The 13,131-nt window shown below is 57.6% G+C and carries 12 protein-coding genes; 8 read left to right on the plus strand and 4 right to left on the minus strand.

Going from position 1 to position 13,131, the window contains the following annotated elements:
- The first annotated feature begins 3 nt into the window (after window positions 1-3).
- The 6 genes from acpS to EKD05_RS02365 all read left to right on the plus strand — a co-directional run bounded on the left by acpS (window position 4) and on the right by EKD05_RS02365 (window position 6,223).
- Window positions 4-420 carry a holo-ACP synthase gene (gene acpS / locus EKD05_RS02340; RefSeq protein WP_129670697.1) on the plus strand — a complete coding sequence of 139 codons (417 nt, stop codon included), beginning with the start codon at window positions 4-6 and terminating at the stop codon, window positions 418-420.
- Window positions 417-2,063, plus strand: coding sequence for an NAD(P)H-hydrate epimerase (locus tag EKD05_RS02345; protein ID WP_240695589.1), 1,647 nt, complete (start codon window positions 417-419; stop codon window positions 2,061-2,063). Before acpS ends, EKD05_RS02345 begins: the two co-directional genes overlap by 4 nt.
- Window positions 2,050-3,354, plus strand: a complete 1,305-nt coding sequence (locus tag EKD05_RS02350; protein ID WP_129670698.1) for a pyrimidine-nucleoside phosphorylase — start codon at window positions 2,050-2,052, stop codon at window positions 3,352-3,354. The genes EKD05_RS02345 and EKD05_RS02350 overlap by 14 nt, the downstream gene beginning before the upstream one ends.
- Window positions 3,355-3,381: 27 nt before the next feature.
- Window positions 3,382-3,792 carry a zinc ribbon domain-containing protein gene (locus EKD05_RS02355; RefSeq protein WP_129670699.1) on the plus strand — a complete coding sequence of 137 codons (411 nt, stop codon included), beginning with the start codon at window positions 3,382-3,384 and terminating at the stop codon, window positions 3,790-3,792.
- A 74-nt stretch (window positions 3,793-3,866) separates the two neighbouring features.
- Window positions 3,867-5,210, plus strand: a complete 1,344-nt coding sequence (locus EKD05_RS02360; RefSeq protein ID WP_129670700.1) for an acetyl ornithine aminotransferase family protein — start codon at window positions 3,867-3,869, stop codon at window positions 5,208-5,210.
- 8 nt (window positions 5,211-5,218) lie between these two features.
- Window positions 5,219-6,223: an ATP-binding protein gene (locus tag EKD05_RS02365; RefSeq protein ID WP_129670701.1), complete on the plus strand. Its 1,005-nt coding sequence runs from the start codon at window positions 5,219-5,221 to the stop codon at window positions 6,221-6,223.
- Window positions 6,224-6,236: 13 nt separating this feature from the next.
- Here the strand turns inward: EKD05_RS02365 and EKD05_RS02370 are convergent, their stop codons facing one another.
- The gene (locus EKD05_RS02370; protein WP_129670702.1) at window positions 6,237-6,449 is read right to left on the minus strand and encodes a hypothetical protein; all 213 of its coding nucleotides are present in this window, start codon (window positions 6,447-6,449) and stop codon (window positions 6,237-6,239) included.
- A 277-nt stretch (window positions 6,450-6,726) separates the two neighbouring features.
- Between EKD05_RS02370 and fni the strand changes: the two genes are divergently transcribed.
- The gene (fni, locus tag EKD05_RS02375) at window positions 6,727-7,770 is read left to right on the plus strand and encodes a type 2 isopentenyl-diphosphate Delta-isomerase (protein WP_129670703.1); all 1,044 of its coding nucleotides are present in this window, start codon (window positions 6,727-6,729) and stop codon (window positions 7,768-7,770) included.
- Between the two features lie 6 nt (window positions 7,771-7,776).
- Window positions 7,777-8,949: a DNA replication/repair protein RecF gene (gene recF / locus EKD05_RS02380; protein WP_129670704.1), complete on the plus strand. Its 1,173-nt coding sequence runs from the start codon at window positions 7,777-7,779 to the stop codon at window positions 8,947-8,949.
- A 168-nt stretch (window positions 8,950-9,117) separates the two neighbouring features.
- On the opposite strand, the gene malQ is transcribed toward recF, so the two are convergent.
- From malQ to EKD05_RS02395, 3 genes are all read right to left on the minus strand, one after another.
- On the minus strand, window positions 9,118-10,707 hold the full coding sequence (gene malQ, locus EKD05_RS02385) for a 4-alpha-glucanotransferase (RefSeq protein WP_129670705.1): 1,590 nt from the start codon (window positions 10,705-10,707) through the stop codon (window positions 9,118-9,120).
- A gap of 137 nt (window positions 10,708-10,844) precedes the next feature.
- A complete protein-coding gene (locus EKD05_RS02390) occupies window positions 10,845-11,996 on the minus strand; it encodes a carbohydrate ABC transporter permease (RefSeq protein WP_129670706.1) in 1,152 nt (383 codons plus the stop codon).
- Window positions 11,997-13,112, minus strand: coding sequence for a carbohydrate ABC transporter permease (locus EKD05_RS02395; RefSeq protein ID WP_129670752.1), 1,116 nt, complete (start codon window positions 13,110-13,112; stop codon window positions 11,997-11,999).
- Between the last annotated feature and the right edge of the window lie 19 nt (window positions 13,113-13,131).

Here is a 13,131-nt window from a genome sequence, read left to right on the forward strand (position 1 = left end):
TTCATGATTTATCATGGCATTGATCTCGTAGAAGTCGGGCGTGTACGTGAAGCGGTTGAACAGTGGGGCGAGCGTTTCACGCAGCGGGTCTTTACCCCAGGCGAACTCGAAGACTGTGGCCTCGCGACGCGAGCGCCACGCTTTGATTCGCTGGCGGCTCGCTGGGCGGCCAAAGAAGCTACGGTGAAAGCGCTTGGGCGTGGCTTTAGCGGCCTCGGGGCTGCCGAGGCGACGGTGCCGCTGTTGCATCTGCACGAGATCGAGGTTCGACGGGCTGATGATGGTCGGCCCCAGCTCGTGTTGCATGGCGCGGCCGCAGAGGCTGCGGCGGCTCTTGGTCTGGCCGAGTTGTCACTGAGCCTGACACATACGCGGGAGTATGCGATGGCGAGTGTGGTTGGATTGGCAGGCTTGCCGTGAAAATTGTTGCTACAGCAGAAATGCGGCGGCTGGAACAGGCTGCGGTTGAGGCCGGCGGTACGTGGCAAGGCTTGATGGAGCATGCCGGCCTTGGGGTGGCCCGTGAAGCCTTGCGTTACCTTGGCGACCCCGCTGGCCGCCGGGTACTGGTGCTGGTTGGTCCTGGCAATAATGGTGGCGATGGCTTGGTGGTCGCCCGTCATTTGCACGATGCAGGTGCTGTCGTCGCGCTCTATCTCTGGCGGCGCCAGCGAGTTGAGGATGATGCCAACTGGCAGCAGTGCCGTCAAAGGGGGCTCATTGAGCACGAGGCTGCGCACGATCCTGAGTTGCATTGGCTCACGGTCGCCCTGGATGGTACCGAGATGGTGGTTGATGCGCTGCTTGGCATGGGTGCTTCGCGGCACCTCGATCCGAGTCTGGCAGCGATTGTTACGCGAGTCAATGCCGTACGCCGTCAGGCCAGTGTGACGGCTGGCCCGCATCCACTGGTTGTTGCGGTTGATCTTCCCACGGGCGTGCAAGCGGAGAGTGGTGCTATCCTCGGAACGGCACTCTATGCCGATCTCACGGTGGCGACCGGCTTGCCCAAACCAGGGCTTTTTGCTTATCCCGGACGAATGTATCGAGGGCACCTTGCCCTGGCCGAGCTTGAAATTCCTACGCATGATTTGGAGGCGCTTATGAGCGATCTGCTGACCGCAGCCTATGCTCGATCGTTGTTACCGGAACGCCCACTCGACGCACACAAGGGAACCTTTGGCAATGTGATGGTGGTGGCTGGTTCACTTCGGTATCCTGGGGCGGCTTTTCTCGCCTGTGCTGGAGCGGCGCGTGCGGGGGCAGGGTTGGTGACCCTTGCCGGTGCTCGTACGGTGCTGGGAATGGCGGCGCGGCTCCCTGAGGTGACGGTGTTGCCGCTGGCTGAGGGTGATTGGGGGGCGTTGGGCCCTGCTGCGCTCGAAGAGTTTGGCAAAGAGGTAACTGGCTATAAGGCTCTGGTACTTGGCCCTGGACTTGGTCAGGCTGACTCGACCCGGGCTTTTGTGGAACGGGCCTTTGGCCTGGATACACCAAAAACAAAACCACGTGTTGGTTTTCTCGCCAGTAGTGCGGAAGAACAGCCTTCGACCGCAGTTCCTTCCCCGTCCTTACCTCTGACAGTGCTTGATGCCGATGGTCTTAATCTGCTGGCGACGATTGACGACTGGAGTGAGCGGTTGCCGAAAGAGCGTTTTGTTTTTACCCCGCACCCCGGAGAATTGCGTCGTTTGTTGAAGATAGAGAGCTTGCCCGAAGATCGGTTGGTTATCGTGCGTGAGGCTGCCGAGCATTGGGGGCAGGTCGTGGTGCTCAAGGGGGCAACCACGCTGATTGCAGCCCCGGATGGACGGGTACTTGTGCATGACGGGGCCAACCCGGCTCTCGCAACGGCGGGCACGGGCGATGTGTTGGCGGGGGTGATTGGTGGCCTGCTCGCGCAGGGGTTGGGTCTGTATGATGCCGCTGCGCTGGGTGTCTATCTGCACGGGGCCGCTGGCGCACGGGTGCGCGACGAATTGGGTGAGATGGGCACGTTGGCTGGCGATCTGTTGCCCGAGTTGCCACGGACGATCAAGGATCTACGTTATGCGCATGGTTGATCTGATTGCCAGGAAGCGCGATGGCCTGGCCCTGACCCGTGAAGAGATCGACTGGCTGATCGCTGGCTACAGTGATGGAACCATCCCTGATTACCAGATGAGCGCATGGGCGATGGCTGTATTGCTGCGGGGCATGGATGATCGCGAGACAGCCGATCTTACGCTGGCAATGGCGCAGAGTGGCGATATGCTCGATCTCCACGATCTGGCCCCAATCACGGTGGACAAGCATTCGACCGGCGGTATTGGCGACAAGACGACCCTGGTACTTGGGCCAATGGTGGCGGCCCTCGGCTTACCTGTTGCCAAGATGAGTGGACGTGGACTTGGGTTTAGTGGTGGCACGATTGACAAGCTCGAAAGCATTCCCGGTTTTCAGGCAACCCTTGATGGTGCTACCTTTCGCCGCCTGGTACGCGAGGTTGGCCTGGCGGTCGTCGCCCAAAGTGGCGACCTGGCTCCTGCCGATAAACGGCTCTATGCCTTACGCGATGTGACGGCAACCGTTGAGTCGATGCCCTTGATCGCCGCGAGTGTGATGAGCAAGAAACTGGCTGCTGGCGCAGATTGCATCGTGCTTGATGTAAAATACGGGAGCGGTGCGTTTATGCGTACCCTCGGCGAGGCCCGGCACCTGGCGCAGATCATGGTCAAAATTGGGCAACTTGCGGGTCGTCGGGTTGCCGCAGTGCTCAGTTCGATGCAACAACCGCTTGGCCAAGCAGTTGGCAATGCGTTGGAGGTACGTGAAGCGCTTGCTGTGTTGCGCGGAGGTGGGCCGTCTGATCTTGTTGAGCTTTGCCTGGTGCTGGGAAACGAACTTGTGTTGTTGGCAGGGTTGACGCATGAGCCTGATGAGGCGCGGGCCATGCTGCAAGCGACGTTAACCAACGGTTCAGCCTGGGCGAAGTTTCATGCGATGGTCAGCCATCAGGGTGGCGACGTGCGCGTGATAGAGCAACCGGATTTGTTACCGGTGGCCCCGGTGCAGCAGCCGCTCGTTGCGTCAGGTACAGGTTATATTGCCGCAATTGATGGTATGGCGCTCGGGTTGGCGGTGAATGCCCTTGGGGGCGGTCGCGCACGGAAAGAGGATCTGATTGATCCGGCGGTCGGGTTGATGATCCAGGCCCGTGTGGGGGATCTGGTTGAGGCCGGAGGCTCCTTACTGACGATCCATGCGGCCGACGAGTCCGCTGCTGCTCGGGTTGCGCCCGCTTTGTTGGCTGCCTACCGCTTCAGTGACCAGCCGGTTGCGCCTCCTGCGCTTGTTGAAGCCATCTTACGTTAAACTTCAGAAAGGGAGATACGGCTACCTATGCCAATTTACGAATATCTCTGTCCAACGTGCAACGGTACCTTTCAGAAGCTGGTACGAGGTTTTCAAGATCCCGAAGGCCTGAATTGCCCCCGTTGCGGCAATAGCGAGGTACAGCGCGCGGTTTCGCGGTTTGCTACCTTGAAATCAGAAGAGGCACGGATGGAAGCCCTGGCCGACCCTTCGACCCTCGCTGGACTCGACGAGAGCGATCCGCGCTCGATTGCACGCTGGGCCAAACGTCTCGGCAAAGAATTGGGTGAGGAGGCTGGCGAAGATTGGGACGAGATGGTTGAGCAGATGCTTGATGAAGAGCTTGCAGGTGAGGGCAACACGGGTGAAGAAGGCGAGGGTGAAGGAAAACCCGCCCCTGCGCGGGCCAAACCACACGATCTTGGGTGGGGCGATTAAGTGGCCTGGTGTGCGGAAGAGCGCTATGCGCCGATGGTCATATGGTATGCTTGCAGCGATAAAGGAGTGAAAAGATGAGTACGTCACAAACAGTTGATTTGAGTGAGCGACCTGCCGAGCTACCGGGGCCAAAGGCGCGTCATTTTGTTGAGCGTGATCAGCGGGTTATGGCCCCGATGGGTCGTGTTTATCCGCTGGTCATTGATCATGCGTTGGGGTGCGAGGTCTGGGATGTTGATGGGCATCGTTACCTCGATATGACGTCGGGCATTGCGGTGCTTGCCGCAGGGCATTGCCACCCACGGTTAGTCAAGACAGTTCAGGAGCAGGTGACGCGCTTTACACATATGGCGGGGACGGATTTTTACAATGAGCCGATGATCAAGGCTGCCGAAAAACTTGTGTCATTGATGCCAGGAGGCGCAGGCTGGCAAGTTTTTTATACCAATAGCGGTACCGAGGCGATTGAGGCAAGCATCAAGTTGGCGCGATATGCCACGGGTCGTCAAAATATTATTGGTTTTTATGGTGCTTTTCATGGTCGTTCATATGGAAGCCTCTCGGTGACGGCCTCGAAGCCCCGTCAACGTGAGGGATTCTTTCCGCTCTTGCCGGGCACCTTTCACACGTATTATCCCAACTGTTACCGTTGCCCGATCAATCTCACGCATCCTGCGTGTGGCATTGCCTGCCTCGATCTCATTGAAAAGACACTCTTTCGGACAACAACGCCCCCTTCGGAGGTGGCCGCGATTGTCGTTGAGCCGATCCAGGGCGAAGGAGGCTATCTGGTGCCACCAGAAGGGTCGTTGGTCAAACTGCGTGAGCTCTGTGATCGTCATGGTATTCTCTTGATCTGTGATGAAGTCCAGAGTGGGATTGGGCGCACGGGCAAGATGTGGGCGTTTGAGCATGAAGGCATTGTGCCTGATATCGTCGCGTCGGCCAAAGGGCTTGGTGGTGGCTTGCCGATCGGGGCCATGATCGCCCGCGAAGACCTGGCGCAGCGCTGGCTTCCCGGGGCGCATGGCAATACCTATGGCGGCAACGGTCTGACCTGTGCCGTGATGCACGACGTGCTGAGCCTGGTCGAAGAGGAGTTGATGGCTAATGCGGCGACGGTTGGCGCGCATCTGCTGGCTGGGCTTCAAGCCTTGCAGGCTGAATTTCCACAGATCGGAGTCGTGCGGGGCCGTGGCTTGATGATCGGGGTTGAGTTTATCGAACCCACCTCTGGGGCGCCTGACCACGATCTGGCCGAGGCGATTATGCAGGAAGCCTTTCTCAACAACCTGCTGGTATTAACCTGTGGAGCCTCAACCATCCGTTTCTGCCCGCCACTCGTGTTGACCCATGCCGAGGCTGACGAAGCGCTTGAACGCTTTCGCCAGGTGCTCATGATCTGTCTGGGGAGCTAACAGCGACGATGAGTGCGTTTGTCGAACAGTACTATGCGCTTGCCCCGCTGCACCTGCCATCGTATCGAACCTTGCGGTACGATGGCAGCGATATGAGTGTCGAACTGGCGGCGTTTCCCCCTGCCGATCAGCGGTTGCTAGGGCGTCTCTATCAGGCCTTAACCGATATCTTTGAACTGTTGCGCGTCCATCGCCATAACTCGGTCGTGGCTTTGCCCCACCTGCGCACGCTCTATCATCAGGGCGATTGGGCGGCCCTCGTGTATGACATTCGGGCCTTGGGTGACACGTTACCGGTTGAAACGACCTCGCAACGGGTTTATCAGGTGATTCACGACCTGCGAGGCGGGGCGTTCCAGGCGCTGGCGATGCATTTGCAACTGCTCACCCTTGAGATGGAAGGGCTTGCCAACCTGCACCGCATGTTTTTTCTGGCACGCGATCAACTCAAAATGATGCGCAATGCCCTGCCCGCGATTGATCCTGTCGGGTTGGCCCGGGATCAGAACGGATCCGTGCATGCGGTTGAACTACTGGTTGAGAAGTGGCAAGCGAGTAGCCAGTATTATGGGGGGCACGAAGCCGTGATCACGGTTGAGGCGCACTATACTGGTGCCATTGCCGAGCGTTGTTTGGAATTCTCGGCGCTTGATCGGGTGATTTACAATCTTATTAACAATGCGGTCAGGCACAGTGCGACCCAGGCGATCACGTTGACCATCCTGCCCCTCGGAGCGGAACCGGCAGACCTGCGTTTTGTGGTGACCAATCCGCTGACCGTACCGCAGCAGCGCATCCTCGAAGAACGGTTCCCTGAGGGGGTTGGCACGCTCTTTTATGGGGGCTTTACGACTGATGGGAGTGGCCTGGGGTTACGGATCTGTGCCGATTTTATCTGCAATGCCTATGGGCTGAAGGATGTTGCTCAGGGTCTGGCCGAAGGACATTTTGGCATTGTGCTTGCGCACAACCACTTTGTCGCCTGGTTTCACTGGCCGGTCGCGGCTGACTGAGTGGGTTGCTGCTTCAAGCCAGAACCGCAGGAGCATACCCTGCCTGGTTGAGCGCATCAAGAATGCGGGCCAGGCTGGCCTGTTGGTCGCGCTCAAAGCGAAGCGTACGGTCGGCAAGATTTGCGATAGGGTGATGGATGCCTGGTTGCTCGGCAACGAGGCTGAGGATCACCCGACGGTCGCGTTCGGTGCGCATCTGCTCGATCCGCAGGATTTCGAGAATCATGGCTGGGCCTTTGTTTGTGTGAGCATGGGTTCAATTCAGTGTAGCGTAGGTTGCTCTATGGGGCAAATGCGTGCGCAATGATCTGGGCTACGCTCGAGACCTGAGAAAAGCCAGCGTAGCTGGCTTTCCAGGGAAGCCATAAGGCCATAAGGCATCCTAGGGGCTGTTGCCTCCAAACCCCCTGCCGGAGGCAGGGGGTTTGACGCTCCTTCTCTTTGCTGGTATGATCCGCAGAGAGCATATTACATGCCTTGTTCGTAGCAATAAGGAGTGGGTGATGCCTGATTCAGGCCAGACCGAAGGGCGGAAGGTTGACCATATCAGGATTGTGCTTGGCGAAGATGTTGCCGCCAAAGGTATTGCGACCGGGTTTGCGGCGTATCGCTTGCCTCATGCAGCTCTGCCTGAGCTCGATCTGGCCCAGATTGATACACGGACAACGTTTCTTGGCAAAACGATTCAAGCGCCTTTGCTGATCAGTTCGATGACGGGCGGGGCGAATGTGGCTGAACGGCTCAATCTGGCGCTTGCCGAGGCTGCCGAGCATCTCGGGTTGCCGATGGGTGTTGGTTCGCAACGGGCGGCTGTGCTTGATGCACGCCTTGCCTCGACCTATCAGGTGCGCCGGGTTGCCCCGCGGATTCCCCTACTGGCGAACCTGGGTGCCGTGCAGTTGAATTATGGCTTTGGGATTGACCATTGCCAGCGAGCCGTTGATATGATTGAGGCTGATGCGCTTATTCTGCATCTCAATCCGTTGCAAGAGGCAGTGCAACCTGAGGGTGACACCAATTTTGCCGGGTTACTGGGCAAGATCGAGCAGGTTTGTCGTGCGCTTGAGGTGCCAGTTGTGGTCAAAGAGGTTGGGAATGGCATCGGGGCCCACGATGCGCGCCGCCTCGCTGAGTGTGGTGTCCAGGTGATTGATGTGGCTGGTGCCGGTGGTACGAGTTGGAGTGAAGTCGAACGGTTTCGTCAGCCAACTGAGCAGGGCCGCCGGGTGGCCGGGGCGTTTGCCGATTGGGGGCTTGCCACGACCGAATGTATTCGCCAGGTGCGTGCTGCGCTGCCCGAGGTTGGTCTGATTGCTTCAGGGGGCATCCGGAGTGGGGTTGATGTCGCCAAGGCGCTTGCACTGGGCGCTGACCTCGCTGGGACGGCTCGGCCTGCGCTGGTTCAGGCCGTTGATGAACGCGGTGCCGAGGCTGTCGTGGAGGGTCTCACCTCGTTCATGCGTGAATTGCGGGTGGCGATGTTCTGTGCGGGGTGTGGTGATCTCAAGGCGTTGCGCTCGGTGACGCTTACCGAGTTGCGTGGCTGATGAAGCATGGAAGTTACCCGGCTGAGCCTGCGCGATTTCCGCAATTACCAACACCTCGATCTCCCGTTATCTCCTGAGATTACGTTGCTCTATGGGCCGAATGCCGCTGGCAAAACCAGTGTGCTCGAGGCCCTTTTTTATCTTGCGACGACGCGGTCGCCCAGGGTTGGCGCTGACCGCGAACTTGTGCGTTGGGAGGCCGAAGCTGAGGCGGGCGTGCCACCGTTTGCGCGGGTGCTTGCTGAGATCCACCGGCTGACCGGGCGTATGCGGCTTGAAGTGATTGTGCAGCGGCGTACCGATGAAGAGGGTCAGTTGACGAATACGGCGAGCAAGCTCGTCCGCATTGATCGCCGCCCGGCGCGTGCGCTTGACCTCGTTGGTCAGTTGCGCGTGGTTCTTTTTACGCCCGCCGATCTTGTGCTAGTTGATGGCCCTCCTGCTGAGCGACGACGCTACCTTGATATTACGCTTTCACAGCTTGACCCTCATTATGTGCGGACGCTCGCGCATTATCAGAAGATCGTGCAGCAACGGAATAGCCTTTTGCGGGCCTGGCGTGAGCGACGCCGTTCACCAAGGGCGGTTGACGATGAACTTGGCTATTGGGATCAAGAGATGACAGCGGCGGCGGGCTATTTGCTGGCTGAACGCCTGCGGGCTGTCGGTGAACTGAACGCGCTCGTTGGCCCGCTCTTTCAGGCGATCAGTGGTGGTACAATCCCGCTGAGCATTGACTATCTGCCGAGTTTGCGGTTGCACGAGGCGCGTGATGCGGGCAGCCTTGCCCATCGGTTGCTGCAGGAATTGCGCAACAATCGTCGTGATGAACTGGCGCGCGGCCAGACGTTGCTGGGGCCGCATCGTGATGATCTGAGTTTTACAGTAGGGCCGGTCAACCTGGGGCGCTATGGTTCGCGTGGGCAGCAACGCAGTGTGGCGCTGACGCTCAAACTTGGGGAGGCTGCGCTGATGCGTCAGCGCGCCGGTGATGCGCCAGTGCTGTTGCTCGACGATATGCTGAGCGAACTCGATGCCCAGCATCGGGCGCATCTGCTGGAAGCTGTTAGTGTGCCTGGGCAACAAACGCTGCTCACGGCGACTGATCTCGCCGACTTTCGGCCTGAATTTCTGGCCAAGATCACCCGCCTGCGGGTCGAAGAGGGACGTATTTATTAGGTTCGGTGCGGGGCATCGCCCCGCACCGAACCGTCGGGCCGGCTTTAAGCGCAATACTTTGCAAATAAGGCGGTTGGTTTGACGCAAAGACGCAAAGGCGCAAAGGTTTTCGCGTAGGTGAGCGAACCCTTCGCGCCTTTGCGTGAGCTTATTTGCAAAGTATTGGCGTTAAGCTGTGGCAGCAAGATCGACGGGATCGTAGATCAGTTCATCTTCTGTCGCGGTATCGTCGGCTGGTTCGTCGGCTTCGAGTTGCGGCGGCAGACGTCCATACATCTCGGTAAAGAAATGGAGGCCGTGGGCCAGGCCAGCGTTGAGCACACCGTCACGGAAACGCCAGCCCCAGTTGCCCCCAAGGCGTCCAGGTGTATTGATCCGCGCCCTGGCATCGAGGCGAAGCACATCTTGCAAGGGCACGACCGCCATATCAGCGACCGACATCATCGCCAGGCGCAAGAAATCCCAGGCGATATCGTTGCCACTACGGCCAAGATAGCCACGAATAACTTCGCGCTCTTCTTCGGTCAAATCTTCAAACCATCCAACCGTGGTATTGTTATCATGGGTGCCGCTATAGATCACGCAGTTTGGCACATGATGATGGGGCAGATACACATTTGACGAACCGCCGCCGAAGGCAAACTGCAGCACCTTCATTCCGGGTAGATCAAACTGATCACGCAACTCAATCACATCAGGTGTAATGAGACCAAGATCTTCGGCGATAATCGGCAATGCACCGAACTCCTCTTCAAGGCGTTTGAAGAGAGCGGCCCCTGGCCCTTTTACCCAGCGCCCCTTGATCGCGGTCTCTTCGCCAGCCGGTACTTCCCAGTAAGCGGCAAAGCCACGGAAATGGTCGAGGCGCAGGATATCCATCTGGGTAAAAGCCGCCCGCAAGCGCTTGATCCACCAGGCATAACCATCCTCGGCCATGCGTTGCCAATGATAGAGCGGGTTGCCCCAGAGCTGCCCCGTTGCGCTGAAGTAATCGGGCGGAACGCCAGCAACCACGGTTGGCTTGCCTTCGGCATCGAGGAAAAAGAGCTCGGGATTGGCCCAGACATCAGCGCTATCATAGGCCACGAAGATCGGGGCATCGCCAATAATACGGATCTGATGCTCGTTGGCATAGGCCTTAAGGGGCAGCCACTGCTGGAAAAAGAGGAACTGGAAAAACTGTTGCAGCGTGAACGCCTCGGCATACTGGGTCCGCGCCTCGGCCAGCGCTTTGGGATCACGCGTACGCAACTCGGGTTCCCACTCGTGCCATGAACGACCGTCGTGAGCCTCTTTCAGGGTCATAAAGAGGGCGTAGTCATCAAGCCAAGCGCGCTGGTCACGACAAAACTGCGTAAAAGCCGCTGCCATGTCTGGTGCCCCGCCCTCATGGAGGCGCTCGTAACAATGGCGTAGCAGGGGCAACTTGAAGGCCAGCACCTCACCATAATGAACCTGGTCAGCATTCAAATCATAGCGACGTGAAGCCTCAACTACCTCGTCATAGCTGAGCAACCCGCGCTGGATCAATTGATCGAGGCTAATCAAGACGGGATTGCCTGCAAAGGCCGAAAAGCACTGATACGGCGAGTCACCATAGCCGGTCGGACCGAGGGGCAGAATCTGCCAGAGACTCTGCCCGGCGGCGGCAAGGAAATCAACAAACTGATAGGCGGTTGGCCCAAGATCACCAACACCCCATGGACTCGGCAAAGCCGTTGGATGAAGTAAAAGACCACTACTTCGTGGAAAATGCATGAAAAACCTCACGGGTACGTTTGGATACCGGGCGCTATTGTATCATGAAAAACGCACCTTCCGCCTCAGATTCATCAATCCTACGCACACAACAAAGAGACCAGCGAAGCTGGTCTCTTTTGTCTGAGCCAAACAAATTATCCTTTGACGGATCCAGCGAGCAGACCGCGCACAAAGTAGCGTTGCAGCGAGAAGAAGACGATGAGCGGGATCAGCATCGAAATGAAGGCCCCTGCCGTGAGCACGTGCCAATCCTGGCCTCGTGAACCGACCATGTCGGCCAGACGCATCGTGAGCACCTGGACATTCGGCTGGCTACCGATAAAGACCAGGGCAATCAGGTAGTCATTCCAGACCCAGAGGAACTGGAAGATGGCGAATGAGGCGAGGGCGGGCACCGAAAGGGGCAGAATGAGACGCGTAAAGATCGTAAAATGTGAGGCCCCGTCAATGAAGGCTGACTCAAGGATATCGCGGGGCAACTGACTGATATAGTTATAGAGCAGGTAGGTTGCGAGCGGCAGCCCAAAGCCTGTGTGGGCCAACCAGACCGCCATATAGGTGCCATTGAGATCAAGGCTCACAAAATCGCGCAAAATCGGGATCAGCGCCACCTGGAGCGGTACGACCAGGAGGGCGACGACAATCGTAAAGAGCAGAAAACGGCCTGGAAAACGCATCCAGGCAAACCCATAGGCAGCGAAGGCGGCAATGAGGATTGGGATGACCGTTGCCGGAACAACGACCGCAATATTATTGATCAAGACACCCCAGAGATCTTCACCCGATTCAACGACTTCATTGCCATTTGCATCGACATACGTAAACTCACGCCCACCAGTCACGGCACGATAGTTATCCATCGTAAAGTTGGCATTCATTGTCCAACTCTGTTCCTGGATCGCCAGGGTTCGGGCGCGTCGATTTTCCCAGGTGACAAACTCCCCACCGGGAACGACCACCCCTGCATTGAGTTGTTCAGATGTATAGGTTCCTCCACCTAATTCGGCAGGCAAGGTAATCGGTGCCCGCAGATCGGTATCAGGAGGCAACTGCATCGTCGCAACCGTCTCGAAGGCCCGGTGGGGCAGAACTGTCCACCAGCCCGTTGTACGGATATCGTCACGGGGGCGGAACGAGGAGATGAATAACCCGACGGTTGGAATTGTCCAGAGCAAACAGATCAGGCCAAGGATGGTATTGACAATAATCTTGCCGATCAATTGCTGGCGCTTCTGGCTCACGGCGCGGCGTGAGACCGTGACAGGTTTTGCAGTAACAGCAGTCATTTAGAAGACCTCCTGCTTTCTGATCTGGCGCAGATTGTAGACCATCACTGGAATGACCGCGATGAGCAAGACAATGGCAACAGCTGAGCCGTAGCCAAAATTACGGTTCGAGAAATACTGTCGATAAAACTCAACCGCAATCACATTGGTACCGTACTGTCCACCCGTCATCACGATGACAATATCAAAAATCTTGAGGGTGACAATCAGAATCGTCGTGGTCACCGTAACAATCGTACCCTGGATCGCCGGGAGCATGATGCTCCAGAAGATCTGGATCTCGTTGGCCCCATCAACGCGTGCGGCTTCAAGTACATCGTCGGGGATACCCTTGATCGCCGCCGAGAAGATCACCATCGCGAACCCGGTCTGCATCCAGACAAGAATGATCACCAGGAAAAAGTTATTTTGAGGTTGTAAGAGCGTTGTCCAGGCTTGTGGTGGAAAGCCCATATCGGTGACAAGCGCGTTGAGCAAGCCGATCTGCGGTTGGCCAGGAGGTGAGTAGTAGTAAATAAAACGCCAGATCACGCCGGCACCGACAAATGAAATTGCCATGGGCATAAAGATCAGCGATTTGGCCAGGGTCTCGAAACTACTGCGATCGGCGAGTACCGCGATAATCAAGCCTGCGACCACACAACCAGCGGTGCCAAAGATCATCCAGAAGAAGATATTGTTCCGAAAGGCCGTCTGCATTGAGCGTTCGGTAAAGACCGCAAGATAGTTGTCGATACCGACAAAGTTGGTTGAACTGGCGTCCAGGAAACTCAGATAGAAGGTACGGATGGTGGGAAAGAAGAGTGCCCACCCAAGAAACAGGACAGCCGGGCCAACAAAAACATAGGGGAGCAAGGTTCGTCGCACATTGCCGGGCATCTGTTCGACGATCATGTTCAGTGTGTAAAAGGTACCGGCGGCGCCACCAACACCCCAGATGATGGCGATTGCTGCGGTCAGTAGTTTTGGCAGCGTGTCACCGCGCTGTGCATCGCGCAGAAAGACAAAGCCTCCCCAGATGAAGAGGACGAGCAGGGCGAACAGGACGAGCGCGATCACAAGCCGCCCAGGATTGAAATCCTCGCTGGACGGTGACGTGGCGCGTCCCGGTGTCATCTCAGTTGTACCTTGCATG

This window comes from Candidatus Chloroploca sp. Khr17, assembly GCF_004138165.1.
GTDB lineage: Bacteria > Chloroflexota > Chloroflexia > Chloroflexales > Chloroflexaceae > Chloroploca.